A 26,608-nucleotide genomic window follows, 5' to 3' on the forward strand; every position below is an offset into this window, starting at 1 on the left:
ATTTTGTTATTGCAGATTATTTCTTAATGATTTTTGAACTTACCAGTGTGTAGTCCTTTGAATAAACTTTAACAAGATAAGTTCCTGAAGTAAGAAATCCTAAATGCAGATCAACGATCTGTTTTCGTGAAAAGTTTTCAGTATATATTTTTTTTCCTGAAAGATCAAACACTTCTGTGGTCAGCTGTTCATACAGTTTTCCCAGTTGGATGGAAACAGAATGGGAAAAAGGATTGGGATATATTTGAAATGAAATTCCGGGATCAGTCTCGTGAACAGACAGGGTGGGGTCTTTGAATACATATACGGCTCCGGTTGTGGATACATAATTGATTCCTGCAGGATCCAGAGCATGATGGGGAGCTCCTACTGCTATCAGTCCGTTGCTGATACTTACTCCACGGCCAAAATTATCAAAAGAAGAAGGATTGGAGTGGTAGATCTTTTGATCGAGTGCCCATTCACTATCTGCCTTAGGCTTATAAATAAAAACGCTTCCGCCATTAATTGTTCCGTTCATAGAGGCGGGAGCTCCAATGGCCAGGATATTGTTTTCAATAGAAACCGAAGTCCCGAAAAAAGAGGTGCTGTCATCATTAATGGTTTGTTTATATTCATAGCTGTCCGATGCAGAATTGTACTTGTAAACAGAAACAAATAAGCCCGCATAGGCGGTTACTAAAAGATAATCATCTTTTGCATAAACATTAGAACCAAATTCGGTTTCTCCCGCTATAGGAGAATTAATGGTCTGTATAATTTCCCAGCTTCCTGCTGTATTCTTCCTGTAAATATTAACCTGGCCGGCATTAGGAGTACCATTAGCCTCTGCATTTCGTTTTCCTGTAAATATCCTGTTCCCTTTTATAAAAACTGCAGGATTATTGATATTTCCGTTGCTTGAAAAAGGCAGGCTTTGTGTAAATTCAAATTGCTCCGTAGCGTTGTTAAACTCAAAAACGGAAACATCAGATTGAACAGATCCAACAGCCAGAATTCTTGATTCGGCAGCCAGACTTGATCCGAAACCTCCTTCAGTAATGGCTGCAGGAGGTTCAATTTTCTGAAGCTGAATCCAGTTTCCGGTATTGTTTTTACTGAAATGATATACGGCTCCCTGATTAGTGAATAGATTTCCGTCTTTATAAGGAGCACTGATAAAAAGATCATTATTGTCTACTGCAAACTTTTTTCCGAATCCGTCAACCGTAGCCCGGTCATTGGGAACAATCTTAGCTTTCTGTATCCATGCATTATTTTCGCGCTCAAATACATATAGACTGCCTGCTTGAAATATAGAGTTCTGCCCGTTGGAATCAGTATTATTACCCGTGGCATTGGAATACAGAACATTGTTTTTAAGTAAAATATCAAAGCCAAAATTCGCAGCTACATTTCTTTCACTCTGTGCTATTTTCCAGGTTTGTATCCAGCCTTGTGAGTAAACAGCCAGACATGATACAGTACACAAAAAAGTAAATATATTTTTCATAAACAGTACTTTTGAAGGGTGGTTTTTTGTGAATTATAGGTGAAATTACAAAATATAAATATAACTTCTAATTAAAATTGATTTCATTTTCAATGAGTTAATGGCATACTGTGATGTTGATGTTATTTTTTTAGCCGGAATATTTTTTATTAAAGTAATCCAAATCTATTGCCTGCTCCTGAAAATAGTCCTTAAACCGATCAGAAAGGTTTTATCTTTAAATTTCACGATGGTATAGCTGCTGTCAAAAGCTATAATTTCTAAAACGCTTTCCTGAATTGAAAAATGATTGCTTTTCCAGACATCAGGATCTTCAGCAGATAATTGAGAAATGTACATTGAATCCGGTTCAGTAGCAGAAGGTACAGCAGCAATGATTCCCCAGATGATCTGAGTATTGCTGTTGTAAATCCGCTCAAATTGTCCGTGATTCAAAATAAAAAAATCATGGTCAAAGTTAATAGGAATGGTACCATCAGGCATGAAATCAAGATCAGTAAGAATCCAGTTATAGGCGGTGATGTTTTTCCAGACAGGCTTTAAAATTTCCTGAAGATTGGTATGAAATTTTACCTTTTTAATGCTTCTGATAATCCAGTTCATGTATTCCGATTATTGAAAATTCTTTTTACAGATTTTAATAGTTAAAAATACTCAAAATTCCTTACCCCACTGTCGGTGTATCTTCTTCCTTCAGTATTTTTTTGTCTTTCATTGAAAGCATCATTCTTTCATATTTATATTTTTCCCAATCGAATTGATTAAGAAAATCCAAAGCCGCCTGAAAGCCTCTGTTGAAAAGATCTTCTTTTTCTTCCTTCTTCATAAAGAAATTTAGCCAGCTGCTGGTTCCACAGTTGACAGACTGAATGCTGAACAGACGGTAAAAGCTGTGTTTGGTAAGGAAAGATTTATCATTAAATCCTTTTAAAGTACTGATGATGTTTCCTGCATACGAAAAAGGAGTTTTGAGAATTTCTTCACTGGTTTTTCCTTTCTCTGAAAGAATATCAGAATCGCTGGTAAGCTGTACTCCGAATAATGGCAGTCTGGGATAAAAAACATCATTGGCGTGAAAAAGATCAATCGGGAAATTAGAAATACTTCCGCCGTCAATAAAAATTCCGACAGGGTAGATGTCTTCGGGCTTTGTACTCATCCAGAACTTCCAGGCATACTTCACGGAATCCTCATCTTTATTAATTCTTTTCTGAAATGGTTCAAAAAAGAAGGGAACAGACATGGAAGCCCGTACAAATTCAGCTGGACTGATGTGTTTTAACTCTTCTTCTGACCAGTACAGATTAGCCATTGTAGGAAGCTCCACTTTGATTTTGGCATTGATATCTGTAGCAACCACTACATATTCCGACCGGAGCTGGTAAAACGGATTGTTTTTATAATAATCATTATTGGCTGCACTTTCATAGAAAATTTTATACCGTGTCAGGTCAATATGCTCAATATTTTTATGCTTAATGGCTTCAATACTCTGAAGGGTTTTCTGATAATATTCCTGATTGTTTCCGTAACGGTAACTAAGGTTGAGATCATGTTCTTTCTGAATAAACTTTTGATTGAGCTGGGCAACCGTTTTAATCCCGAACCCGTCCAGTGCCGTTTTCATAGTGTCTGAAAAAACAGTTCCCGGATTAAGCCCGCTGTTGGCTTTTCTGAAATTATTATAAAGCTTTTTAATACAGAAAAAAAGGATAATAGCCGGAATCAAGGGAATTAAAAACAGGAGTTTAGCATTCAGAATCGTTTCAGAAGGAACAGCAAAAGGAATGGTGATGAGAAGAATAATGCATACGATAGCGATAATGATATTGATTTTAAAGAAATTTTTATTATTCAGTATAGCATGGATGGTCGTTTTTACGTACGTTTTTCCATCCATAAAATCAGCAAAATTCCAGCTGAATAAAATGTCCTTAATGACTTCGCTTTTAGCTTCCTCTTTTGTTTTACAGGCTGCGATAAGCATCGTATTGATCGCTCCGGCACTTGTTCCTGCCACTTTCAGAAAACGGATTCCAAAAATCTCCAGTCCGTACAGATAACCGACGAGTGCGCTTCCCCACACACCGCCGCCTTCCTGTACAAATTCTACATACTGGTTTCCGTAAACATCCAGCAGATCAGAAAACTCTTTAGAAGAGATGTTTTCATGCAGAGCAATAAGTTTCTCTTTGGATTCCGCGGAAAGAATATCGTTTTCAAGAATTGTATTCAGGTCTTCGGTTTTCATGGTGGATATTTTAGAGTTGGTGGTGTTTATTTGGGAGAGCTATTACAGATTGGCTACCATTGTTTCCTTCTCGCGTAAATAAAGGTACAGATCACCACCACAGCCATTACTCCAAGCGTTATAAAATAGCCGTATTTATGATGAAGTTCCGGCATATTGTCGAAGTTCATTCCATACAGTCCGGCAATAAACGTGATCGGTAAGAAGTAAACCGAATAGATGGCCAGTACTTTCATCACCTGATTCGCCTTTTGGTCAGAAAGAGCCAGGAACATGGAAATAAGGTTGGTAATCTGAATATTCAGATGGTCAAAATCGGCAACAACGTCCTTGTGCTTATCTTTTAAATCGACAATCTCAGAATCCTGAAGGTTTAACAATTTGAATTTATCTACAGCATCCGTGGAAATAACAAGCACCCGCGAATTAAGTCCCGATTTTCTTTTCAGCTTATAAAGCCTCCGGATCTGGTTTGTATGGTTAGTGTTCTTAAGAAAGATCTCGTTTTCAATATTATCCATGGTTTCCAGAAGACTTACGGATTCATCGTCAAAACTTTTCATTACCAGAAGCGCAATCATTAATGCAACTTTGGAAGGTGAAGCTTCTGTCTGTTGGGTTGAAAGCTGTTTTTTCGTCTCCGAAATACTTTTCGTTTTCATCCTGTGGATGGTAATAATGGTGTTGTCCAGCAGAAAGATCCCGATTTTTGTACTGATATCACTGATGGTGTTAAGATTTTTTCGTTCCAGTTCCGTACTTTCACGGAGAAGAAAGAATTTTACATTTCCGTCTTCTTCATATTTCGGAAGGTGGTTAGGATCCATAGTGTCTTCCAGAAGAAGATTATTGATCTCATATCTCTCGTGAAGAAACTTCAGGTCCTCCGCTGTGGGAGCCTCTACATCTACCCATTCGCATTGGGAGTCTCTGTATATTGTATCAATTGGCATATAATAAAAATACTAATATTTTGAAATACTATGTGTTAAATAAGTTTATCTTTGCCAAAATTAAAAAACTATATGATTAAAAGTACAATAAAAGGGATCGGATTTTATGTGCCAGATAATGTTGTTACCAATGATGATCTAGCAAAACTAATGACTACCAATGATGAATGGATTACAGAAAGAACAGGCATCAAGGAAAGAAGACACAGAAAAAACAGGAATGATTCTCAGGAAACCAGTGCTTATTTAGGTTTCAAAGCTTCTGAAAAAGCAATTGAAAAAGCAGGGTTAATCGCTCAGGATATCGATTATATTATTTTTGCAACCCTTTCACCGGATTATTATTTTCCAGGATGTGGGGTATTACTTCAGGAAATGCTTGGATGCGGAACAATTGGTGCTTTGGATGTAAGAAATCAATGCTCCGGATTTGTATATGCGATGAGCGTTGCCAATGCATTCATTAAATCGGGTACTTATAAAAATATATTGGTTGTAGGAGCAGAAATTCATTCTTTCGGACTTGATTTTTCTGATGAAGGAAGAGGAGTTTCCGTGATTTTCGGAGATGGGGCAGGAGCTATTGTACTTTCTGCTACAGAAGATGAAAATGCAGGAGATATTTTAGCCGTAAATATGCATTCTGAAGGAAAATATGCTGATGAATTGTGTACCCAGTTCCCGGGATCTAAATTCGGATGGAGCGACAGAATGAGAAAAGAACCGGAAAATGTGACGAATAAAGAAGTATACCCAATCATGAACGGAAACTTCGTATTCAAACATGCGGTAACAAGATTCCCTGAAACCATGCAGGAAGCCTTGGATAAAGCAGGGAAAAAGATTGAAGATCTGGATATGTTCATTCCGCATCAGGCCAATCTTAGAATTGCCCAATTTGTACAGCAGAAATTCGGACTTCCGGATGAAAAAATCCACAACAATATTCAGAAATACGGAAATACAACAGCCGCATCTATTCCTATTGCTTTAAGTGAAGCCATTGAAGAAGGAAAAATCAAAAGAGGAGATCTAGTACTTCTTTCAGCGTTCGGAAGCGGATTTACATGGGGAAGTGTTTTATTTGAATATTAATAAAGAGTAAGGGCAGCTGAAATATAAATTAACCTCAATCCGGGATAAGAAAATCAGACTTATATTTAGAGTTATAATTGATGATCAATTTATAAATTTTTGTAAAAAAATATAATGTTATTTGATTTTTTTTAAGTGCTCCGTAGGAGCGACCTGATCATTATAATGATTCATATTGTTCTGATAGAGCTTTAATACGACCAAAATTTGAAAACAATTATAACCTCAGAGTCCGGGATAAAACGTTTGACTTAAACTGGTTTGAAGCTGGGAGAAGGAAAGTAATTGACCTGTTAAAAATAAAAAAGCCCCGCAGAAAATTTCTGCGGGGCTTTTAAATGGTATTGATTAAAGACTTTTCAGTAATTTTTCAGTGTCTCCTGAATCCTGTCCTTCGCTTTTTGCAAGCTGGATTGCTTTTTCAGCCCAGATTTTTGCATTCTTTTTGTCTCCAATCTTGTTATAAAGATTAGCTAATGTATCTGTATTGGCATACTCTTCTTTTTTCTTTACCGACTCCTGAGCCCATACGATGGCCTGCTGTAAAGACGGTTTACTGTTTACGTTTTCAAAGAAATTCCATGCAATAGAATTTAATTCCTGAGAACTTGCTTTACTGATATCCTGATACAGTTCTATGGTTAACTTTTCGTAAGCCGGAATATCTTTATCTTTTAAGGCTCTGGAAGCTTTTGCTCTTTTCAGCGTTTTTTCAGCTTCCTCTTTAGTCATGAACTTCTGAGTTTCTGTGATGAAATAGCTGTCATTCCATGTTTTTGTATCAGCATTATATGCTTTTTTAGCGATAGTATTCAGCTTAATACTTTTGTCGAATCTGTCATATTGAGCTTCAGGGACAATTTTGGTAATATCAGCTTTCTTAGCCTGGAAAATCTTGTACAAAGGGCTTTCTGTACTCTGAGTTCCTGATAGAAGCATCTGTACGTCCTCCTGATCTAGAGTTGTTTTCTGCTGGAAATAACGATCCAATACTTTGCCTGCCAATTCTGCATCATTGTAGATGGTAAGGCTGGCAAGGTTTTTAAGGAATTCAGGATCCTTTTCTCCTTTTTCAAACTTCTGTTTCAAGGAAGTCAGTCTTTTATTAGGATCCTCTGCATCTTTCGCAAATTGAATGAAGTCTTTTTCTTCCACATAACCTAAAGTTCTGTGTACTTCCTCACCGTCACCATTAATAAAAAGGTATGTTGGAAATGCTTTTACATTGTATTTCTTTGCCAGGCCAACTCCTTCTCCTTTTTCCATGTCGATCTTTGCATTCACAAAATGGGAATTATAATAATCTCCTACCGTCTGAAGCGGGAATATATTTTTTACCATCAGTTTACATGGTCCGCACCATGACGCGTAAGCATCAATAAATACCAGTTTGTTTTCTTTTTTTGCTTTTGCCAGAATTGCAGCAAAATTGCTGTCTTCAAATTTAATTCCCTGTGCCCAGGATAAAACTCCTATAAATAAAGAGGAAAGTATTGCTATTTTTTTCATAAAACTTTTTATTGATTACAAATGTAATAATTATGATAACATATCAGTCGATACAAATTAAAAATAGTTACGAAAATTTTATTTTCAATATTGTTATAATTTGTTTAGAAAATTTAACATAAATTTCGTTTATATTGTTATTAAAATAAATTTAATTTACATTTTTAGTTAAAAAATTAAATAATAAGATAATGTTTCATTAAAAAATAAAATATTAGTAGCTTTGTAAAAAACAAAAAGACACTCCATGAAAATGATGAATTATTATACAATTTACATAATAATTTATTCTTTTATGTTCAGAAGTCTGCTGAAATTTTTGTTTTTATTGATAACTGCTGTGCCTGTTCTGGCCCAAAAGAAGTACAGTTTCGATCAGATCTGTGAAAGAACTTCTGTTCATGTTATTCCAAAAGATATTCCCAAAGCCCTGAAAAAAGCAGATTCCTTATATATGTCTGCACACGAACCTCTGGAAAAGGTGAAGAGTCTTATACTTGTTGCAGAGCTTCATCATTTTGCCGGAGAATTTAAGAAATCTCTATGCTATGGTGAAAATGCCTATTCCCTGCTGAACCAGATTAAAGATGCAGAATGGATTACCCGGGTCAATGGGTTTCTTGCCAAAGAGTATCGGTTGGTAGGTCTGTATGAAAGATCAAAAAAATATACCCTGTTAGGATTAAAATCAGCCGGACAGATCAACGATCCCGGGAAAAGAAGCGAAGCAGCAGGATTACTGAATCAGGAACTGGCTTATTATGAAATGGAATTAGGAAATTTTCCCAACGCTATTCCCTATATTGAACGTTCACTGAGAGAATTTGAAAAAAATGATCCAGAATATAATGACCGGCCGGCAGCAGCCTCTCATCAGATGCTTGGCTATGTCTATTTCAGGCTTGAGAATTATGACCTTTCAGAAGCATATTATCATAAGGCGGAATCCCTGCTTAAAGAAGACTGCTGTATTCTGGGGCTAATTTACAACGGGCTTGGAGGTATTCGTCTGAAACAGAAAAACTGGAAGGAAGCTGAGGTATACCTTAAAAAAGCTGAAAAAATTGCCGACAGTTCCCGGAGTCTTAAGTTGAAAAAAGCTGTTTATTCCAATATCAATGATTACTATGAAGGAATAGGAGATAATTTCAAAGCTTCATTGTATGCGGTAAAATATGTAAGAGCTTATGAAGATATGGATGCCAGGAGCCGTGAAATCACCGGGATAACTGAGAATGTACTGAAACCTCATAAAAAAAGTGCTCACATCAGTGTCATCAAAAATACAGCCATCATTGTACTGCTTACTTCTCTGGTAGGAATTATCATTTTCTTCAGGATTAAACAGAAAAAACAACGGTCAAAGTTAAGAAACATTATAAGAAGTCAGATACAGCTGATTGCCAGCCAGGATGAAGCTTTACAGGTGAAATCATCCGGAGGTTTAGAATTCTCCAATATTTCAGTAGAAGAAGTAGATGATAAAGACAATGGCGGCAATAAGAAAAAAAATGAACCTTTAATGACCCAGGAAACAGAAACCAAACTCCTGGAACTTCTGGAGGATTTTGAAAAAGGAGAATTGTACAATAACAAAAATATGTCACTGTCATTTCTGGCAGCTGAACTTAATACCAATACAAAGTATCTTTCTTATGTCATCAATCAGCATAAAAATGCTGACTTTAAAACTTATGTCAATCGTTTAAGAATTAACTATATTGTAGATAAGCTGATTAATGATGATCGGTACAGACAGTATAAGATCAGTATTCTTGCAGATGAGTGCGGGTTTTCTTCGCACAGTAAATTTGCTTCGGTATTTAAGGCGGTTACGGATTTTTCTCCTTCGGCTTATATTAAACATCTTGATGCAGAAGCTCAGCCGGATAATACCCATTTTCGTGAAAACAATTAAAATATAGTCTGTTTTCTGCATTCTGTCTTTTCATTTTCACGAAAACAGATAACCTATTGTTTTATGTAAGCTATTCACTGCTATATCTTTGCGAAAGCTTTATCCAGAAGGTTTTTCGTTTTGGAAACCCCAACTCCTAAAATTAAAATTGTAAAAAGCTTACTATAATTTTAGACTTCAATAAAAAACAGATACCAATTCTGTAAGAACAAAATACATCTTTACAAATTGTTAAACACAATTAGAATTTATATATCATACAATCGGGGTTGATTGCCCGGTTTTTTTCAGTCAAGTTTTTTTAAGTGCAAATCCGCGGCATTGCCGCGGATTTGTTTTTGTATTATTTAGCCTTTAAGCTGTCGTTTTTTACTTTTGTAGAATCTTTAGGAATTACAGCAGGCGCAGAATGGGCAACAGCAGTAGACCCCATACTGTTTCTCATAAAATCCTTATCGTGGGCTTCTTTGAATTCTTCTCTTTTTTCTTTATTCTGAGCACAGCTTCCCAAAAAGATAATTCCCAAAACTGTTCCTGCCAATAGTTTTTTCATATTCTATTATTTTGATGTTTAGTGTAATCAAATATATAAAAATAATAATTTTTTTATAACGATTTATGATGGATTTTTTGAAAAATTAATTTTAATGTAATAGATGAACTCTTCACCTTTCTTATCTCTATCGGTTTAAAAAATCAACAAAGAAGAAAATTAATCCTTCAATGTTTACATTTTTACAATTTTCTGATTTTATGAACTACTATTTTTGAGTTAATGAAAAACATAAACATTATGAAAAATAGTATAAACAAAGGTCTGATTCTAATGTTTACAGCAATGGCAGCATTTACTTTTGCGCAGGAAACTTATCTATGGAAAGTTACTTCCAAGAACGGAAAACATATTTCTTATTTTTTCGGAACCATGCATATGGCCGGTGAATCATTCTATAATCAATATCCGGTCATTAATACTTCTCTTTTGTCCTGTGATATGGTGATGACAGAAACAGAAACAAAAAGAAACAGAGTTATTGATGAATTCAATAGCCGTGAGGATTCCAATGACCTTGAATCTAAACTGTCGCCGGAAGAATATACAAGACTGAAATCTGTTTTTAAAAATACAGGAATAGACCTCAAAAAGCTGCGTCGTGATGAAATTGTAAAAATGATGCAGCTTAGAATCTGGAAATCCGGCTGTGCAGGCTCAGATCAATACATGCTGGACAGCTATATTCAAAAGCAGGGTGAAGATAACGGCAAAGAGATGGCCTATCTTGAAACCTCAGAAATGCAGCAGAACTATATAGAAGAATCGAAAATATCAAGATACAAATCCGGAACAGCCGTAATAAAAGGAACTTTAAAAAGATATGAAAAAACGATGGCATCGAACGAAAAGAAATGCCGGGGAATGCAGAATGAATATCTTGAGCTGAAAGACCGCTATATCTTTAATAAGTCCTGCGAAAGTCTTAGCAAAAGCGATCAGATTCTTGTTACTCAAAGAAATGGCAGATGGATGCAGATTCTTCCCGGACTGATAGAGACAAAGAATGTTTTTGTAGCAGTAGGCTTGGGGCATTTCTCTTATAGCTGCGGACTTATAGAGCAGTTTAAAAGCCTGGGTTATTCCGTGGAACCGGTTCCTATGAAATCATAAAAAAATCTGCAGAACTTTCATCTGCAGATTTTCCGTTTTAAATTGAACATATTATATTTATTTAGCCGGTGGTGCTGTAGCCGCTGAATCCATTTTCATCTTGATGGTATCAGGATTGGACATCTTTGTTTTCATAGTGTCGGTCGTCGAAGGTGGTGATGTTTTCATCTGGCCTGTCGCTGCCGAGTCAGAATTTTTTGATGACATTGTGGACTCTTTGGTTCCGCAGCTCAAGGCTAATATTCCTGAACCTATGGCTGCTAACAATAACTTTTTCATACGATTTTATTTTGGGGTGTATCCGTAAAAGTCCAATAACTGTTCCTAAGCACCTGCCGGAAATATTAAAACATCAATAAAGTTTGTTAAAAGGTGTTAGATTTCAGGGAGTTTGAGTAAAAGGGTTAAAACTTTTTTGAATTTTATATCTTTTGTTCTCGTTCTTTATGACCATCAAAAAAGCCCCAAAACCAAAGTTTCGGGGCTGTGTAATAAAGGTAGGAAGCAATTACTTATTGCCTATTACTCATGATTATCCTAGGTATGGATATTTATAATCTTTTGGAGAAACAAAAGTTTCTTTTACGCTTCTTACAGACGTCCATCTTAGAAGGTTCATTTTAGAACCTGCTTTATCGTTGGTACCTGAAGCTCTACCTCCTCCGAAAGGCTGCTGTCCTACAACCGCACCAGTCGGTTTGTCGTTGATGTAGAAGTTTCCTGAAGCATTTTCTAATGCTTTGTAAGCTTCATTGATTGCATAACGGTCTTGAGAAAATACAGAACCTGTCAATGAATAAGGAGAAGAAGAATCAACTAATTTCAGCGTTTCTTTCCAGTCCTGATCTTCATAAACGAATACAGATAAGATAGGGCCAAAGATTTCTTCAACCATACTTTCATACTGAGGATTTGTCGTTTCAATTACTGTTGGGTGCACAAACCATCCTTTAGAATCATCACATGTTCCGCCAATAGCTACAGTAGCTTCACCGGAAGCATTAGCTCTGTCGATATATCCTTTACATTTTTCGAAAGAATTTTTGTCGATGACAGCGTTCACGAAGTTAGAAGGATCTTCAGGGGAACCGATTTTGATTGTGCTCATCTGAGCTTCCATTACTTTTTTCACATCAGCCCAAAGAGATTTAGGTACATACGCTCTTGAAGCTGCAGAACATTTTTGTCCCTGATATTCGAAAGCTCCTCTTACTAAAGCAGTAGCTACAGCCTCTACGTTAGCAGACGGGTGAGCGATTACAAAGTCTTTACCACCAGTTTCTCCAACAATTCTTGGATATGTTCTGTAGTTGTGGATATTGTCACCGATCATTTTCCACATTCCCTGGAATACTTTCGTAGAACCGGTAAAGTGAAGACCTGCAAAATCAGGGTGTGCCAATACTTTTTCAGCGGTTTCTTTTCCGTCTGTAAAGATCATGTTGATCACCCCTGCAGGAAGACCCGCTTCAGTTAATACATCCATGATCACTTTCGCAGAATAAACCTGTTTGTCAGAAGGCTTCCAAACCACAACGTTTCCAAGCATAGCCATACAGGTAGGAAGGTTTCCTGAAATAGCCGTAAAGTTGAATGGAGTTACTGCAAAACAGAATCCTTCAAGCGGTCTGTATTCTACACGGTTCCAGATACCATTGTCAGATACTGGCTGCTCAGAATACATTTCCGTCATAAACTCTACGTTGAACCTTAAGAAATCGATGAATTCACATGCAGCATCAATTTCAGCCTGGTGTACATTTTTAGACTGTCCGATCATCGTTGCTGCATTGATCACATCTCTGTAAGGACCAGCCAACAAATCAGCTGCCTTTAAGAAAATGGCCGCACGTTGTTCCCAGCCTAGTTCGTTCCATTCCTGTTTAGCTGCTAATGCCGCGTTAATAGCGTCATCCACATGTTGCATACCACCTTTATAGTAAAATCCGAAGTCATGCGCATGATCCTGTGGAGACTGAAGTTGTACTTTCTCATCAGTTTTTACTTCCTTTCCGTTGATGATCATTGGAATTTCTGTCTTTTCCGCCCACATCTTTTTGTAAGTGGCAATAAGGCTTTTAACTTCCGGAGACCCCGGTACATAAGAATTTACCGGCTCGTTTACCGCTAATGGTACTTGCGAAATTGCTTTTGACATATTATATCGTATTATTTTAAATTAAAAATATGTTGGTATACAAATTTACAATAATTAACGCTAAAGAAAAAATACACTTTATTTTTATAAAATCAGGAATACCTGTAAATAATCTTTAAAAAATATCATTTTTAAGAACAGATAATAGAAGCATTTTCGTGTTTTTTTGTTCAATCTTTTAAAATAGATCTCAGAATGTACAGGATTTGAATACTTATATAAATATGAACACTGTAAGACTTGTCACAGTTAGTATGTGGTGCTTATGTGCTGTATTCAAGGTGTTTACAGATAAATGCTGAATTTGTTGCATTTTGCATTTGTCCCGATTTTGAACATTTTAAAGGTTTTTTTTGATAGCTGAAAGATGTGGTATTGTCCTAATTTTACACCATCAATGACTGATATGAAAAACAGGATTCTATTATTCTCCTTTGTAATGTTTTTTGCCGCCTTATGTGCAGGTCTCTTTGCAGATCAGGGCAAGAATCAGTCATATGCTGATGCTTCATCAAAAGCACACCTTCTAAAACAATCCGATAACCAGACCCAGGCTGAGATTTACAACCTTTCCGAGGATCAGGATACCCAGGATTCCGAAGACCTTGAAAAAGTAAAATTTGATTACTCAATCATCACACAGCAATGGCTGAACTTTTTCTTCAATGGTTATACGTACAATACCAAAGTAGCGGCTGTACAAAACCACGTTTATATTACAGCACCAAGATACATCCTGTATCATTCTCTGCAGATTGCAGGCTGCTAATCATCACACCCATTTTTAATGATTCATTATGATTGATATGTGCGGAACGACATATCCATAAATTCATTGCCCTTTATCCAATACTTTGAATCCTTCTATTTGCCTTTACAGAAAGGCAGACGGGGAATCGTATACCCAATTTTAAATTCAATACTATGCATTTAACACCGAGAGAAACGGAAAAGCTTATGCTGTTCCTGGCAGGAGAACTTGCCCTAAAAAGAAAGGCCAGAGGTCTTAAATTAAATTATCCGGAATCCATCGCTCTGATCAGTCACTTTTTGCTGGAAGGAGCAAGAGACGGAAAAAAAGTAGCCGAACTGATGCAGGAAGGCGCCCAGCTTCTTACCAAAGATGATGTAATGCCAGGTGTGGCAGACATGATCCACGATGTTCAGATTGAAGCCACTTTTCCGGACGGAACCAAACTGGTAACCGTTCATAACCCCATCCGTTAATACCTATTTCTATTATGATACCAGGAGAAATTTTTGTAAAAGAAGGGACCATTATCTGCAATGAAGGCAGAGAAACGGTCAAAATAAAAGTAACCAATACAGGAGACCGTCCTATTCAGGTAGGTTCACACTTCCATTTTTTTGAAGTAAACAAAGCCATGAGTTTTGACCGTGAAAAGGCATTCGGGAAGAGACTGAATATCGTAGCCAGTACTGCCGTGCGTTTCGAACCGGGAGAAGAAAAAGTAGTGGAGCTGGTAGAAATAGGAGGAACCAAAAAAGCAATGGGCTTCAATAACCTTGTTGATGGACAGGTAGATTCTGAAGAACAGAAAAAAGCAAGCCTTGCCAAAGTTGAAGAGTTAAACTTTAAAAATCATTAAGATGAGCTTAAATGTAGACAGAAAACAATATGCCAATATATTAGGTCCTACAGCCGGAGACAAAATCAGACTGGGAGACACTGAAATTATTATTGAAATTGAAAAAGATTTTACCCACTACGGAGACGAAGCCGTTTTCGGAGGTGGAAAAACCGTACGTGACGGGATGGGACAAAATGTGACGGCAAAAAGAGACGAAGGAGTTCTGGATCTTTGTATCACAGGTGCGGTAATCATCGATCACTGGGGAATTGTAAAAGGAGATATCGGAATTAAAGATGGTAAGATCGTAGGGATTGGAAAAGCAGGAAACCCCGATACAATGGATGGTGTATCGCCTAATATGATTATCGGAGCCTCAACAGAAGTTCACGGCGGAAAAGGATATATTGTAACGGCCGGAGGGATTGATACCCATATCCACTATATCTGCCCGCAACAGATCGAAACCTCTCTATACAGTGGAATCACTACAATGATTGGAGGAGGAACAGGTCCTAATGACGGAACAAATGCGACCACCGTTACCCCAGGAAGATTCAATATGCAGAAAATGCTTGAAGCCGCAGAAGAATATCCTATGAACCTTGGTTTCTTCGGAAAAGGAAACTGTTCTGCAGAAGAACCTATTGAAGAGCAGGTAGAAGCAGGTGCTTTAGGAGTAAAGATCCACGAAGACTGGGGAGCAACCCCTGCAACAATTGACGCTGCATTAAAAGTAGCCGATAAATACGACGTACAGGTTGCCATTCACACCGATACCTTAAATGAAGGAGGTTTCCTGGAAGATACCATGAGAGCAATCAACGGAAGAGTAATTCACACCTTCCACACGGAAGGAGCAGGTGGAGGTCACGCTCCGGACATCATTAAAGCAGCTATGTACCCGAATGTACTTCCGGCTTCTACCAACCCTACACGTCCTTATACCATAAATACGATCGATGAGCACTTAGATATGCTGATGGTTTGCCACCACTTAAGTAAAAACATCCCTGAAGATGTGGCATTCGCAGATTCACGTATCCGCCCTGAAACCATTGCCGCAGAAGATATTCTTCACGATATGGGAGTGTTCAGCATCATGAGTTCCGATTCCCAGGCAATGGGAAGACCTGGTGAAGTGATTACAAGAACCTGGCAGACGGCAAGCAAAATGAAGGAGCAGAGAGGTGACCTGGATGAAGATAAAGACACAGGAAATGACAACTACCGCGCTAAAAGATATGTGGCTAAATATACAATTAACCCTGCTATTGCACATGGTATTTCAGAATATGTAGGATCTCTTGAAGAAGGAAAATTAGCCGATTTGGTGATCTGGAAACCTGCATTATTCGGAGTAAAGCCTGAAATGATTGTAAAAGGAGGATTCGTAATTGCGTCTAAAATGGGAGATCCTAACGCTTCTATTCCGACACCACAGCCTATTATCTATAGAAATATGTTTGGTGCTCATGGAAAAGCGAAATATGGTATTTGTGCCAATTTCGTTTCCCAGATCTCTATTGATAACGGAACCATTGCTTCTTACAAACTGGAAAAGATGATTCTTCCGGTGAAAAACTGCAGAAATATTTCTAAAGCAGATCTTATTCATAACGATAAAACCCCTTTAATTGAAGTGAATCCTGAAAACTATAAAGTAACGGTAGACGGTGAATACATCACTTGTGAACCGGCAGAAACACTTCCTTTAACACAGCTGTATTACTTGTTCTAAGATAAATCTTGTATACCGAAACCTAACAGATTTCTGAAACCTGTTAGGTTTATTTAACAGTAAAAAAGATTCATCAAACAACATTTACAATAACTATAGAACTAAGTTTAGAATGAAATATTTAAATAAAACAGTTTTCTCTCTTGCCATAGCCGGAATGTCTCTGCTTTCAGGAAATCTAAACGCTCAGTTTCTGGGAGGAGCAAGGATTAAAAGTGACGAAGACGGACCAAAAGGGCAAATTATGATGTATGGTTCATTAGATTATTCTAAAATCAGTACCCCGTCAAACAGCAGCAGCACGGTTTCAAGTGCACCGCTTGGAGTAGGATATTTTATCAATAACAATGACCTTGTCGGAGTGAATTACGCCTATTCTCAGAATACAGTTAACCATAATGTGGTCTATAAGCAAAATGAAGCTGGACTCTGGTACAGTCCGTCATTAATGCTCGGAAAATACTTTGTCCTGATTGCTCAGGTTGATGCACATTACGTTTGGGGGCAACAGCAATCCATAGCAGCAGACGAAATGCAGAATTTTAACGGATTCCGTCTCCGTGCCTATCCGCTCATCGGAATATTATTAGGCGGAGGCTGGGCTTTGAAATTCAAATTTGCAGAACTTTCAATGCTTCAGACCAAAACCAAACAGGAAGGCTGGACGAAGAGCTATGTGGCAGGAATCAGTGGTTCAACATTCGGGGCAGGCATTTCCAAAAACTTTGACTTCAGAAAAAAATCGAAAAATGATCATTAATCAAATCATAGGCAATCTTACCGAAAACCCTACCGAAAAAAATATAGATTATCTGGATCTGGAATGGTTTGAAACCACCAAAAGAATCCAGCGTAAAAAAACCAGACAGGGAACAGATGTTGCCATTAAATTTCTTAGAGAAGGACAGCGTCTGCATGAAGGAGATATTCTTTTTGAGGATACCGAAAAAGTGATTGCCATCAACGTTGTGGAAACAGATGCTATCGTTATGGTGCCGGGATCTTTGCTGGAAATGGGAACCGTTTGCTATGAAATCGGTAACAAGCATATCCCGCTTTTCATTCAGGAGGACAAAGTACTGCTTCCTTTTGAAATGCCGATGTTCAGATGGCTGGAAGCAAGTGGCTTTAAACCGGAAAAACAATCCGTAAAACTGCTGAATCTTCTTAAATCCAATGTGGAACCTCACGGACACGGAAGTCTGGGATCATCCATCTTTACAAAAATCTTAAAAATGGCAGCCCCGAAAGATGAATAACATGAATCTGAATTTTTTATCAGGACTGCTTCATCTGGCAGATCCCACATTACCTATCGGAGGGTATACCCATTCCAATGGATTGGAAACCTATGTACAGGAAAGAATCGTACATACCAGAGAAACAGCAAAGGAATTTGTACAGAACATGCTTCAGTACAATCTTAAATACAATGACGGCGCTTTTGTAAAATTAGCTTATGAAGCCGCTGAAAATAACGATCTGGAACTGCTTTTAAGCCTGGATAACGAATGTAATGCCATAAAATGTCCTAGAGAAATTCGCCAGGCCAGTCAGAAACTGGGATTGAGGCTGATTAAGATCTTCAAAAGAAGAGAAAATTTTCCCTTCATGGAAGCTTTTGAAAAAGCAGTGCGGAACTGTGAAGCCAATTCACATTACTGTATCGTATTCGGAGTGTATGCTTATCTAATGAAAATTCCCCTGTACGAAGCTCTTCTTGGCTTTTACTATACCTCAGTAGCCGGAATGATCACGAATGCTGTAAAGTTGGTTCCGCTGGGACAGTTAGATGGGCAGGACATCCTGTTCTCTCTCTATCCGGTCATGGAAAAAACAGCTCATGAAACCATCGAACTGGACAGAGATATGGTAGGACTATGCAACACGGCTTTTGATATCAGGTGTATGCAGCATGAAAGACTTTATTCCAGACTGTATATGTCATAATAATTCGCGAAAATCCAAAGGGCAAATGATTAGAATAGAGAAGTTCTTTTGCTGATTGAAATGCCTTTGCGACTGTAAAATATTCTCAATCAATAAAAAAAACTTAGCGCTCGTAGCGTTAAAAAACAAAGTAAAATTTAAAAAAAATGGAAAACAGAAAATATATAAAAGTAGGAGTGGCAGGACCTGTAGGTTCAGGAAAAACCGCATTACTGGAACGTTTAAGCAGAAAATTATTCGGGACTTACGATCTTGGAGTAATTACCAATGATATTTACACCAAAGAAGATGCTGAATTCATGGCGAAAAACAGTCTTCTTCCCCACGAGAGAATTATCGGAGTAGAAACAGGAGGATGCCCTCACACTGCTATCCGTGAAGATGCAAGTATGAACCTTGAAGCAGTAGATGAGCTGGCAGCACGTTTCCCGGAAATCGAACTGGTTCTTATTGAAAGTGGGGGTGATAACCTTTCAGCAACATTCAGTCCGGACCTTGCCGATGTTACCATCTTTATTATTGATGTGGCTGAAGGAGAAAAAATTCCGAGAAAAGGAGGTCCCGGTATTACCAGATCAGATCTTTTAATCATCAATAAAATTGACCTTGCCCCTTATGTAGGAGCCAGCCTTGAAGTCATGGAGAATGATGCCAGAAGAATGAGAAAAGGAAATCCTTTTGTATTCACCAACCTTAAAACGGATGAAGGTCTGGATAAAGTAATCGGGTGGATTAAAAAATATGCACTTCTTGAAGAAATTGAAGAACCGAACCTGGTAAGATAAATGGACAGTCGTTTAAATATTATTGCAGGATTCAAGGGAGGAGAATCGTATGTGAAAGACCTTTATGTCTCACTTCCTTTCAGGGTAGTTTCTGTAGGACAGCGGAAAAGCGACAAAAAACTCTATCAGATGATTATGAGCTCTTCTCCCGGAATTCTGGACGGAGACCATTATCATCTGGAGGTAGCGCTGGAAAAAGGAGCCTCTCTTCAGCTGCAGTCGCAGTCGTATCAAAGGCTGTTCAATATGAAGGATAGGGCAGTGCAGGAACTCAATGTAAAAATGGAAGATAATACCTCTTTTGCTTATGTTCCGCATCCTGTGGTTCCGCATGAAGATTCTAATTTTCAGAGTAAAGCCAATATCCATGTCGGAAGAAACAGCCAGATCATTATCAGCGAAATCATTACCTGCGGAAGAAAACATTACGGAGAAGTCTTTAAGCTGAAACGTTTTCAGAATCTCATGGAAATTTATCACAACGATAAACTGGTAATAAAAGATAACGTGGTGATCCAGCCGGATCTGATCCCCATCAGCTGCATCGGAAATCTGGAAAAGTATACCCACCAGGGAACGCTCATTTTCTACAGTACAAAGGAGAACGTGGATAAAAATGGACTGATTGAAACCATTATTGAAGCAGCAGAACAGCATAAAGAAGAGATGGAGGTGGGTGTTTCCGCAATGGAAGACAATGGCTTTGTCGTAAGAGCTTTAGGACACGGAGGAGAGCTGATGTATAATTTCTTTCTTCATATCCAGGAATTACTCTGGTCTCTTGAATAAATATGAATAGATGCAGCGAAACCTTATAGGTTTTTGAAAACCTATAAGGTTTGTAAAGAGATCAACAAAAAGTTAAGAATTGGAGCGGGCTTTAGCCCGCGTTAATGAAAGAAATTCGCCAGAACCAGATATGAAAAATGAACATAATTTAAAACATGATCATCTGTGGAAAATGCAGAGAAAAATATTCAATAGAGGTGGGCTTCAGCCCACTTAAATAAAGAAGGATATTCCCATTGGCTTTAGCCAAAATTTAAGAAAGAATAATAGAATTAGAAAAAATGGATAGTACAGTTTGGGCGCTTCTGTTGAGTGCCGTTTCAATAAGTTTTATACATACCGCTTCAGGGCCGGATCATTACCTCCCGTTTATCGTTATTTCAAAATCTAAAAAATGGAGCGGAGTGAAAACCGCCATACTCACAGTAGTATGTGGATTCGGGCACGTATTAAGCTCCCTTATTTTAGGCTTTATCGGAGTTTTTCTTGGATGGCAGCTGAATAAAATTTCATGGTTTCAGGATATCAGGGGGAATTTTTCGGGATGGGCCTTGTTGATTTTCGGAGGGGTTTATCTGATATACGGATTGGTTCAGGCAGTAAGAAACAAGCCTCACAAGCATTTTGATGTCATGGGTGATGATGTATACGTGTATGAACACAATCACACTGAAATGGTAATGCCTCAGAAAAGAATTAAGGTAACTCCGTTAGTCCTTTTCATGATCTTCGTGATGGGGCCGAGTGAACCATTGATTCCTTTACTGTTCTATTCCGGAGTAAAGCATTCCATGTCTGAAATTGCTGTCCTTGTGACCTCATTTACTGCAACAACAGTTCTTACCATGCTGGGAATGGTTCTTCTGGGACGTTACGGATATTCAACCTTATTTAACACAGAAAAACTGGAAAGATATATGGGAGTGGTCAGCGGGGCTGTGGTTACCGTATGCGGTGTCGGAATGGTCTTTCTGGGGTGGTAAGATAAATGAAGAGTGCTTCAAATCTCAAATCTCAAATCTCAAATCTCAAATCACCCTTCATTAATATAATTAAAAAAACTATGGACGAATTTTTCAAAAAAATCCCTTTTATAGACAATATTTTAAAAGGAATCGGGCAGATTATGCTTCAGGAAAATCGGTGGACCGGGCTCCTGTTTCTTATCGGTATCTTTATCGGAAGCTGGCAGGGCGGTGTTGCTGTATTGTTGTCAACAGCAGCCGGAACTTTTACCGCAATGAAGTTAAAGTATAACCCATCTGAAATCAATGCAGGATTGTACGGCTTCAGTGCAGCATTGGTAGGTGTGGCTTTATCTTTTGTATTTCAGGCAACGTTTCTAATCTGGGTGCTGATCATCATAGGAGGTGCTTTGGCTGCGGTAATCCAGCATTTTTTTATCGTGAAAAAAATTCCGGTATTTACCCTTCCGTTTATTCTGATTACCTGGGTATGTGTCTTTGTATTACATCATTTTACACAGATTCCGCCATCAGAAATGATGTCTGCGCCGGCTGGACCTGCAGATTATGATGACTTTTTGACCTGCACCAACGCATTTGGGGAAGTAATTTTCCAGGGGGGAATTCTATCGGGAATCATTTTCTTTGTGGCGGTTTTCATCAGTTCTCCGGCTGCCGCATTGTATGGTTTTGCGGGGGCAATCTTGGGTTCCTCTCTCTCTCATATGAACGGGGAACCCATAGAGAAAATCCATATGGGACTTTTCGGGTTTAATGCGGTGCTTTCTGCCATCGTCTTTTCAGGATTTAAAAAGATCAACGGATTATGGGTTTTAATTGCAGTAACAATTACTGTGGGCATTGATGACCTGCTGGTAGACCATAATACATTGAGTGAAGTAGGAGGGGTGCTTACATTTCCTTTCGTTGCCGGAACATGGATCACGCTTCTGATCCAGAAAATGTTTAAAGTAAAGAAATAGATAAGCCCTGAGGTTCCTGATCTTACCTCTAAAAATCATAAATACATTTAAAAGAAAAATAACAATAAATCAATCAAAATGAAGATAACTAAAATAGCAGCAGTGTTTCTGGCAATGGCTTTCAGTGGAAAAATAATGGCACAGGAAACAGAAAAGCAGTTGCTAATAAAAGATGCAGATGACAAATTTCCCATTGCAGACGTTCTCGTAAAGTATAACCACGGAAACAGCCATACCCATTCCGGAACAGACGGTATGTTCAGTATACCCACTGCTTCACTTCCTGATACACTGGTGATCAGCCGCCAGGGATATGATGAGGTAAAATGGGCCGTAGCCAATGATGAAGATAAAAATAAAGTTATTTTTTTACAACATAAGCCGTTTCAGATCTCTGAAGTAGCCATCAACCACAGCTCTTTTTTATCCGCGATTACCAAAGTGGATCTGAATAAATTTCCTGTAAATTCAGCTCAGGACCTGCTGAGAAAAGTACCGGGGCTATTTATTGCCCAGCACGCAGGAGGCGGGAAGGCCGAACAGCTTTTCCTGAGAGGATTCGATGCAGATCACGGTACCGATGTAAGTGTGAATGTAGACGGAATGCCTGTCAATATCGTTTCCCATGCTCACGGCCAGGGATATTCAGACCTTCACTTCGTTATTCCGGAAACAGTAAATAATATTGATTTCGGGAAAGGAGCTTACTATATGGACCGTGGAGATTTTAATACCGCCGGATATGTGGATTTTCAGACCTACAATGGTTTGAAAAACAGTATGATCAAGCTGGAAGGAGGTTCATTCAACTCAAAAAGAATCTTGGGAATGTTCAATATCCTGCACGATGATGCCGGCCGGAAAAATGCTTATGTTGCCGCGGAATACAATTATACAGACGGTCCTTTTGATGTAAAGCAGAATTTTAACAGGATTAATATTTTCGGAAAGTACAATCAGTGGATCACAGATAATGATTATTTCAACATCCAGTTCTCCACCTTTAATTCTTCCTGGAATGCTTCCGGACAGATTCCTGAACGTGCGGTAGATGAAGGAATCATCGGCAGATGGGGAAGCATTGATCCTTCAGAAGGCGGAAAAACCTCCAGAACCAACCTTCAGATGAATTTCAAACATATTATTTCATCTTCGGAACAGATTGATGCCATGGCTTTTTATTCAAAATATAATTTCAATCTGTATTCTGATTTTACTTTTTATTTAAAAGATAAAGACCACGGTGACGAGATCCACCAGACCGACGGAAGAAACATTTACGGAACCGAAATAAAATATACTAAAAACTTTACACTGCCGAACAGCTCATTGAATTGGATCTCAGACGTAGGGTTTAGAAATGATGACATCAATACACTTCAGCTGAACCATGTATACCACAGGGATCTGCTACTGGACAGAATGGCGGATGTAACCGGAACGGAAACCAATCTTCATGCGTATTCAGGATTGATCTGGAAAATAGGAAAATGGACGATCAACCCGGCATTAAGAGTAGATCATTTTATATTCAATATGCATAACCTTCTGGATCCTGAACAGCTTCCGTCCGGACAGTCAAAAGAGGCTACCAGACTAAGTCCTAAGTTAAACTTCTCCTATGCCCAGAATGACAATGTAATGTGGTTCCTGAAAACCGGAATGGGCTTTCACTCCAACGATTTAAGAGTGGTTGTTCCGAACGCAGATCAGAAGACCCTTCCGTATTCTATCGGTGCAGATTTCGGAGTAAGATTACATCCCTTCAAATCTTTGATCATTACCCCAACATTATGGTATATGGATTTGCAGCAGGAATTTGTGTATGTAGGAGACGATGCGGTGGTAGAGCCTTCCGGAAAATCAAGACGTTTTGGGGCCGATCTTGGAGTACGTTTCCAGCCATTGGAGAACTTCTATCTGAATGCAGATGTGAACTATTCCCACGCCAGATTCATTGAAGAAGAAAAAGGAAATGACTACGTCCCATTGGCTCCTGTAGTCACCAGTACAGGTTCCGTAAACTGGGATTTCCTTAACGGATTCTCTCTGGGATTACAATACAGGTACCTTGGCTCAAGACCTGCGGTAGAAGACAACAGCATCAAAACGAAAGCTTACTTTGTTAACGACCTTATGCTTTCTTACAACCGCCAGAAATGGGGAGCTAATCTTCAGGTGAATAACCTTTTCAATGTAAAATGGAATGAAGCGCAGTTTGCTACAGAAACCCAATTGAAAGGCGAAGCAGAGCCTGTGACAGATCTTACCTATACTCCCGGAAGCCCTTTCGGAGTGAGGGTAGGTGTGTATTATAAATTCTAAAATTTGAGAGTTTGGAAATTTGAGAAGGGGTAATGAAATTTTTTTTCATCATTTTCAAATTAACTCATTTTCAAATTTCCAAATTATCTCCTTTTTCCTGAATAAATTTTATTAACTTTAAATAATCATTAAACGGATATGGAAGTATTATCCAATTTTCAGTATAAAAAACTTTTCCTCCCGAATATCACGGAGAAAATACTAGCTAATAATGCGGATATACAGCTTTACCGGATAGAAAATTACCTTAAAGGAATCCTGATGCCGGTAATCCCGTACCGTACGACCTTTAACTTCATTGTTTTTGTAACTAAAGGACACATCAGACAATATCTTGAAAATAAAGAATATCATGCTGAAAAAGGTGGTGTTATTTTTATCAAACAGGGAACCATAACGGCTACCGTGGAACTTTCCGATGATATTGAAGGGTTCTTTCTGGCATATGAAAATAATATTCTGTCTGAACAGGAGCTTCCGAAACACAAAAGCAGCATCTTCTTTATGACACCTTTCCTGAACCTGGACAGCCTCACTTATGGAACGATTACCCAGCTGCTTCCGATCATGGAACAGGAATTATGGCTGAATAGCCTCAATATCAACGAAGTGGTCGTTACCATGCTGCATCTTATTCTGGTGAAAATGCTCAGTACAGATTCCGATTCGCATCATAAATCAGCCACCCGCCCGATGGAACTGTCTCTTCAGTTCCGTGACCTTCTTTTTAAATACCATGTGATAGAAAAAAGAGTAGCCTTTTATGCTGATAAGCTTTCTGTGACAGAAAGTTATCTCAATAAATGTGTGAAAAACGTTACCCAGAAATCTCCGAAACAATGGATCAATGAAATAGACATCAATTATAGCAAGGCTCTCCTTCATTCCAGTAAAGATATTGCTGAAATCGCTTATGAACTGAACTTTCATACAGCTTCACATTTTACCCAGCTTTTCAAAAAAATTGCAGGAATTACCCCTAAAGAGTACAGAACACAGTTTTTGAAGAACAGGATTCCGGTTTGATGTAAATATCAATAGTGAATTTTGCTGGGCAAGTTAATGGTGAATTATAAAAAAGTGCCGTAAGGAAATTCACTGCAAAACAAATTGCCCATTCACAATTCATTCATCTTTATCACATTTTCTCGTTTTCTAAAATTTTCAGCACAAGTTTTTCTTCCTGTGTCAGGTCTGCTTTCCCGTCATTTACTTCAATTTCTTCAAGCTCGTCGAGATATTTTTTTAGGGTATTGTTTTCATAAAGATTGATAACCAGCGGGTGAACGTAGTATTTTTTGCATACGGTGCTGGTGTTTCCCAAGTGTCCTGCAACAATTTCCAGAGCTTCTTTCACTTTCTTTTTATACTGGGAATCATTTTCTGCATAGCCTATCTCTTTAAATGCAATGAGAGCACTCACTGTTCCGGACCATGTTCTGAAATCTTTGGCCGTAAAATCTTCACCGCTTATTTCTTTAATGTAATCATTCACCATTCCTGAGTCTATGGAATGACGGTTTCCCTGTTCATCGATATACTGAAAAAGCTCCTTTCCTGGAATATCCTTGCACTTCTGAACAAGCCTTGCAAGTCTTCTGCTTTTGAGGTCCACATGGTGCATGATTCCCTTTTTTCCTTTGAATTCAAACGTAATTTTTTGACCGTTGATCTTCACATGTCTGCCTTTTAATGTAGTTAAGCCGAAAGAACCATACAGCTTTTCGTAGGCATTATTGCCGATCCTGATATTGGTACGCTGCATCAGACTGACGATCAGAGCCAGTATTTTTCTCTTTTCAAAATTTCTCAGAGCGAGATCCTGCTCTACCTGAAGCCTTATATCCGGAAGCGCATATCCGAACTGAAGCATTCTATAAAATTTGGTGTGATTTCTCAAAGCACTCCAAAGTGGATGATAGCGGTACTGTTTCCTTTTTTTTATATCGAAACCTGTGGCCTGAAGATGACCATTTTCCAGGGCACATATCCATACATTTTCCCAGGCGGGAGGAATCACCAGCTTATTGATTCTGTTGATCTCGGTCTTATCTTTGATCTTCTCACCGTCTTTGAAGTAAGAATATTTTTTTCCGGTTTTCTTACGGATAATTCCGGCGGTTTCTGCATCGGTGGTATATACAAGATGTACCGCCTTTGCAGAAGCTTCCGGATCATTCATGATTTTTACAATTTTTGAAGGTCTAAGATGAGAAATAATCTCTGTGTCTGCATTCTTCTCCATAAAAAATGGTTAAGAGTTTTTACCCCTCGAAAAGATCAGTAAAAGAATAACTACAATGGCGCAGACTAGGATAATTCCCCACCACATTCCAGCCTTAAAAATTGTTTCTACTGCTTCACAGCTCGTTAGTGTCAACAAGCTGAGTATCGTCATACTGTATAAGCTCAACTTTTTCATGATGTATATATTTT

General features: G+C 38.3%; 26 protein-coding genes. 16 read left to right on the forward strand and 10 right to left on the reverse strand.

What is annotated here, in order from left to right:
* Positions 1 to 16 precede the first annotated feature (16 nt).
* From J2Y40_RS01385 to J2Y40_RS01400, 4 genes are all read right to left on the reverse strand, one after another.
* A complete protein-coding gene (locus J2Y40_RS01385; protein WP_309996084.1) occupies positions 17 to 1,492 on the reverse strand; it encodes a T9SS type A sorting domain-containing protein in 1,476 nt (491 codons plus the stop codon).
* 165 nt (positions 1,493 to 1,657) lie between these two features.
* Entirely contained in the window at positions 1,658 to 2,095 is a 438-nt protein-coding gene (locus J2Y40_RS01390) for a hypothetical protein (protein ID WP_309996087.1), read from the reverse strand.
* A 61-nt stretch (positions 2,096 to 2,156) separates the two neighbouring features.
* Positions 2,157 to 3,743 (reverse strand): patatin-like phospholipase family protein, encoded by a 1,587-nt coding sequence (locus J2Y40_RS01395; protein ID WP_153394231.1) that lies wholly within the window; start codon positions 3,741 to 3,743, stop codon positions 2,157 to 2,159.
* 53 nt (positions 3,744 to 3,796) lie between these two features.
* The gene (locus J2Y40_RS01400; RefSeq protein WP_153394229.1) at positions 3,797 to 4,696 is read right to left on the reverse strand and encodes a CorA family divalent cation transporter; all 900 of its coding nucleotides are present in this window, start codon (positions 4,694 to 4,696) and stop codon (positions 3,797 to 3,799) included.
* A 72-nt stretch (positions 4,697 to 4,768) separates the two neighbouring features.
* Between J2Y40_RS01400 and J2Y40_RS01405 the strand changes: the two genes are divergently transcribed.
* A complete protein-coding gene (locus tag J2Y40_RS01405; protein WP_153394227.1) occupies positions 4,769 to 5,791 on the forward strand; it encodes a 3-oxoacyl-ACP synthase III family protein in 1,023 nt (340 codons plus the stop codon).
* Between the two features lie 348 nt (positions 5,792 to 6,139).
* Here the strand turns inward: J2Y40_RS01405 and J2Y40_RS01410 are convergent, their stop codons facing one another.
* A complete protein-coding gene (locus tag J2Y40_RS01410) occupies positions 6,140 to 7,300 on the reverse strand; it encodes a thioredoxin family protein (protein ID WP_153394225.1) in 1,161 nt (386 codons plus the stop codon).
* A gap of 295 nt (positions 7,301 to 7,595) precedes the next feature.
* Here J2Y40_RS01410 and J2Y40_RS01415 point away from each other — a divergent pair, with 295 nt between their 5' ends.
* Complete coding sequence (locus J2Y40_RS01415; RefSeq protein ID WP_309996094.1) at positions 7,596 to 9,218, forward strand: helix-turn-helix domain-containing protein; 1,623 nt, start codon at positions 7,596 to 7,598, stop codon at positions 9,216 to 9,218.
* Positions 9,219 to 9,561: 343 nt separating this feature from the next.
* Here the strand turns inward: J2Y40_RS01415 and J2Y40_RS01420 are convergent, their stop codons facing one another.
* Positions 9,562 to 9,771, reverse strand: coding sequence for a hypothetical protein (locus tag J2Y40_RS01420; protein ID WP_309996097.1), 210 nt, complete (start codon positions 9,769 to 9,771; stop codon positions 9,562 to 9,564).
* A gap of 240 nt (positions 9,772 to 10,011) precedes the next feature.
* Here J2Y40_RS01420 and J2Y40_RS01425 point away from each other — a divergent pair, with 240 nt between their 5' ends.
* Complete coding sequence (locus J2Y40_RS01425; protein WP_185151949.1) at positions 10,012 to 10,884, forward strand: TraB/GumN family protein; 873 nt, start codon at positions 10,012 to 10,014, stop codon at positions 10,882 to 10,884.
* A gap of 57 nt (positions 10,885 to 10,941) precedes the next feature.
* On the opposite strand, the gene J2Y40_RS01430 is transcribed toward J2Y40_RS01425, so the two are convergent.
* Both J2Y40_RS01430 and pruA read right to left on the reverse strand, forming a co-directional pair.
* Complete coding sequence (locus tag J2Y40_RS01430; protein WP_153394217.1) at positions 10,942 to 11,163, reverse strand: cytochrome C551; 222 nt, start codon at positions 11,161 to 11,163, stop codon at positions 10,942 to 10,944.
* Positions 11,164 to 11,416: 253 nt separating this feature from the next.
* Positions 11,417 to 13,042 carry an L-glutamate gamma-semialdehyde dehydrogenase gene (gene pruA / locus J2Y40_RS01435; RefSeq protein WP_153394215.1) on the reverse strand — a complete coding sequence of 542 codons (1,626 nt, stop codon included), beginning with the start codon at positions 13,040 to 13,042 and terminating at the stop codon, positions 11,417 to 11,419.
* A gap of 406 nt (positions 13,043 to 13,448) precedes the next feature.
* Here pruA and J2Y40_RS01440 point away from each other — a divergent pair, with 406 nt between their 5' ends.
* The 13 genes from J2Y40_RS01440 to J2Y40_RS01500 all read left to right on the forward strand — a co-directional run bounded on the left by J2Y40_RS01440 (position 13,449) and on the right by J2Y40_RS01500 (position 25,198).
* The gene (locus tag J2Y40_RS01440; protein WP_309996101.1) at positions 13,449 to 13,811 is read left to right on the forward strand and encodes a hypothetical protein; all 363 of its coding nucleotides are present in this window, start codon (positions 13,449 to 13,451) and stop codon (positions 13,809 to 13,811) included.
* Between the two features lie 155 nt (positions 13,812 to 13,966).
* A complete protein-coding gene (ureA, locus tag J2Y40_RS01445) occupies positions 13,967 to 14,269 on the forward strand; it encodes an urease subunit gamma (protein WP_153394211.1) in 303 nt (100 codons plus the stop codon).
* Between the two features lie 14 nt (positions 14,270 to 14,283).
* Positions 14,284 to 14,652 carry an urease subunit beta gene (ureB, locus tag J2Y40_RS01450; protein WP_153394209.1) on the forward strand — a complete coding sequence of 123 codons (369 nt, stop codon included), beginning with the start codon at positions 14,284 to 14,286 and terminating at the stop codon, positions 14,650 to 14,652.
* Between the two features lies 1 nt (position 14,653).
* Positions 14,654 to 16,375 (forward strand): urease subunit alpha, encoded by a 1,722-nt coding sequence (ureC, locus tag J2Y40_RS01455; protein ID WP_153394207.1) that lies wholly within the window; start codon positions 14,654 to 14,656, stop codon positions 16,373 to 16,375.
* A gap of 112 nt (positions 16,376 to 16,487) precedes the next feature.
* On the forward strand, positions 16,488 to 17,135 hold the full coding sequence (locus J2Y40_RS01460) for a hypothetical protein (RefSeq protein WP_153394205.1): 648 nt from the start codon (positions 16,488 to 16,490) through the stop codon (positions 17,133 to 17,135).
* Positions 17,125 to 17,634, forward strand: coding sequence for an urease accessory protein UreE (ureE, locus tag J2Y40_RS01465; RefSeq protein ID WP_153394203.1), 510 nt, complete (start codon positions 17,125 to 17,127; stop codon positions 17,632 to 17,634). Before J2Y40_RS01460 ends, ureE begins: the two co-directional genes overlap by 11 nt.
* A 1-nt stretch (position 17,635) precedes the next feature.
* Positions 17,636 to 18,325, forward strand: a complete 690-nt coding sequence (locus J2Y40_RS01470; protein ID WP_309997525.1) for an urease accessory protein UreF — start codon at positions 17,636 to 17,638, stop codon at positions 18,323 to 18,325.
* 146 nt (positions 18,326 to 18,471) lie between these two features.
* The gene (ureG, locus tag J2Y40_RS01475) at positions 18,472 to 19,110 is read left to right on the forward strand and encodes an urease accessory protein UreG (protein WP_153394201.1); all 639 of its coding nucleotides are present in this window, start codon (positions 18,472 to 18,474) and stop codon (positions 19,108 to 19,110) included.
* Positions 19,111 to 19,899 carry an urease accessory protein UreD gene (locus tag J2Y40_RS01480; protein WP_309996109.1) on the forward strand — a complete coding sequence of 263 codons (789 nt, stop codon included), beginning with the start codon at positions 19,111 to 19,113 and terminating at the stop codon, positions 19,897 to 19,899.
* A gap of 281 nt (positions 19,900 to 20,180) precedes the next feature.
* Complete coding sequence (locus tag J2Y40_RS01485; protein WP_309996112.1) at positions 20,181 to 20,882, forward strand: hypothetical protein; 702 nt, start codon at positions 20,181 to 20,183, stop codon at positions 20,880 to 20,882.
* Between the two features lie 80 nt (positions 20,883 to 20,962).
* Complete coding sequence (locus J2Y40_RS01490) at positions 20,963 to 21,847, forward strand: urea transporter (RefSeq protein WP_153394195.1); 885 nt, start codon at positions 20,963 to 20,965, stop codon at positions 21,845 to 21,847.
* 78 nt (positions 21,848 to 21,925) lie between these two features.
* Positions 21,926 to 24,172: a TonB-dependent receptor plug domain-containing protein gene (locus J2Y40_RS01495; protein ID WP_309996115.1), complete on the forward strand. Its 2,247-nt coding sequence runs from the start codon at positions 21,926 to 21,928 to the stop codon at positions 24,170 to 24,172.
* A 138-nt stretch (positions 24,173 to 24,310) separates the two neighbouring features.
* Positions 24,311 to 25,198 (forward strand): helix-turn-helix domain-containing protein, encoded by an 888-nt coding sequence (locus J2Y40_RS01500; protein ID WP_309996117.1) that lies wholly within the window; start codon positions 24,311 to 24,313, stop codon positions 25,196 to 25,198.
* Between the two features lie 112 nt (positions 25,199 to 25,310).
* Here the strand turns inward: J2Y40_RS01500 and J2Y40_RS01505 are convergent, their stop codons facing one another.
* Entirely contained in the window at positions 25,311 to 26,417 is a 1,107-nt protein-coding gene (locus tag J2Y40_RS01505) for a DNA topoisomerase IB (RefSeq protein ID WP_309996119.1), read from the reverse strand.
* A gap of 9 nt (positions 26,418 to 26,426) precedes the next feature.
* Positions 26,427 to 26,594, reverse strand: a complete 168-nt coding sequence (locus tag J2Y40_RS01510) for a phosphatidate cytidylyltransferase (RefSeq protein ID WP_082377001.1) — start codon at positions 26,592 to 26,594, stop codon at positions 26,427 to 26,429.
* Positions 26,595 to 26,608: the final 14 nt, after the last annotated feature.

This window comes from Chryseobacterium sp. 2987, from assembly GCF_031456375.1.
Classification (GTDB): domain Bacteria; phylum Bacteroidota; class Bacteroidia; order Flavobacteriales; family Weeksellaceae; genus Chryseobacterium; species Chryseobacterium vaccae.

Bases quoted from the DNA above. Each gene is read 5' to 3' on its own strand.
- J2Y40_RS01385 (WP_309996084.1), bottom strand. From the start codon at position 1,492: ATGAAAAATATATTTACTTTTTTGTGTACTGTATCATGTCTGGCTGTT.
- J2Y40_RS01390 (WP_309996087.1), bottom strand. From the start codon at position 2,095: ATGAACTGGATTATCAGAAGCATTAAAAAGGTAAAATTTCATACCAAT.
- J2Y40_RS01395 (WP_153394231.1), bottom strand. From the start codon at position 3,743: ATGAAAACCGAAGACCTGAATACAATTCTTGAAAACGATATTCTTTCC.
- J2Y40_RS01400 (WP_153394229.1), bottom strand. From the start codon at position 4,696: ATGCCAATTGATACAATATACAGAGACTCCCAATGCGAATGGGTAGAT.
- J2Y40_RS01405 (WP_153394227.1), top strand. From the start codon at position 4,769: ATGATTAAAAGTACAATAAAAGGGATCGGATTTTATGTGCCAGATAAT.
- J2Y40_RS01410 (WP_153394225.1), bottom strand. From the start codon at position 7,300: ATGAAAAAAATAGCAATACTTTCCTCTTTATTTATAGGAGTTTTATCC.
- J2Y40_RS01415 (WP_309996094.1), top strand. From the start codon at position 7,596: ATGTTCAGAAGTCTGCTGAAATTTTTGTTTTTATTGATAACTGCTGTG.
- J2Y40_RS01420 (WP_309996097.1), bottom strand. From the start codon at position 9,771: ATGAAAAAACTATTGGCAGGAACAGTTTTGGGAATTATCTTTTTGGGA.
- J2Y40_RS01425 (WP_185151949.1), top strand. From the start codon at position 10,012: ATGAAAAATAGTATAAACAAAGGTCTGATTCTAATGTTTACAGCAATG.
- J2Y40_RS01430 (WP_153394217.1), bottom strand. From the start codon at position 11,163: ATGAAAAAGTTATTGTTAGCAGCCATAGGTTCAGGAATATTAGCCTTG.
- pruA (WP_153394215.1), bottom strand. From the start codon at position 13,042: ATGTCAAAAGCAATTTCGCAAGTACCATTAGCGGTAAACGAGCCGGTA.
- J2Y40_RS01440 (WP_309996101.1), top strand. From the start codon at position 13,449: ATGAAAAACAGGATTCTATTATTCTCCTTTGTAATGTTTTTTGCCGCC.
- ureA (WP_153394211.1), top strand. From the start codon at position 13,967: ATGCATTTAACACCGAGAGAAACGGAAAAGCTTATGCTGTTCCTGGCA.
- ureB (WP_153394209.1), top strand. From the start codon at position 14,284: ATGATACCAGGAGAAATTTTTGTAAAAGAAGGGACCATTATCTGCAAT.
- ureC (WP_153394207.1), top strand. From the start codon at position 14,654: ATGAGCTTAAATGTAGACAGAAAACAATATGCCAATATATTAGGTCCT.
- J2Y40_RS01460 (WP_153394205.1), top strand. From the start codon at position 16,488: ATGAAATATTTAAATAAAACAGTTTTCTCTCTTGCCATAGCCGGAATG.
- ureE (WP_153394203.1), top strand. From the start codon at position 17,125: ATGATCATTAATCAAATCATAGGCAATCTTACCGAAAACCCTACCGAA.
- J2Y40_RS01470 (WP_309997525.1), top strand. From the start codon at position 17,636: ATGAATCTGAATTTTTTATCAGGACTGCTTCATCTGGCAGATCCCACA.
- ureG (WP_153394201.1), top strand. From the start codon at position 18,472: ATGGAAAACAGAAAATATATAAAAGTAGGAGTGGCAGGACCTGTAGGT.
- J2Y40_RS01480 (WP_309996109.1), top strand. From the start codon at position 19,111: ATGGACAGTCGTTTAAATATTATTGCAGGATTCAAGGGAGGAGAATCG.
- J2Y40_RS01485 (WP_309996112.1), top strand. From the start codon at position 20,181: ATGGATAGTACAGTTTGGGCGCTTCTGTTGAGTGCCGTTTCAATAAGT.
- J2Y40_RS01490 (WP_153394195.1), top strand. From the start codon at position 20,963: ATGGACGAATTTTTCAAAAAAATCCCTTTTATAGACAATATTTTAAAA.
- J2Y40_RS01495 (WP_309996115.1), top strand. From the start codon at position 21,926: ATGAAGATAACTAAAATAGCAGCAGTGTTTCTGGCAATGGCTTTCAGT.
- J2Y40_RS01500 (WP_309996117.1), top strand. From the start codon at position 24,311: ATGGAAGTATTATCCAATTTTCAGTATAAAAAACTTTTCCTCCCGAAT.
- J2Y40_RS01505 (WP_309996119.1), bottom strand. From the start codon at position 26,417: ATGGAGAAGAATGCAGACACAGAGATTATTTCTCATCTTAGACCTTCA.
- J2Y40_RS01510 (WP_082377001.1), bottom strand. From the start codon at position 26,594: ATGAAAAAGTTGAGCTTATACAGTATGACGATACTCAGCTTGTTGACA.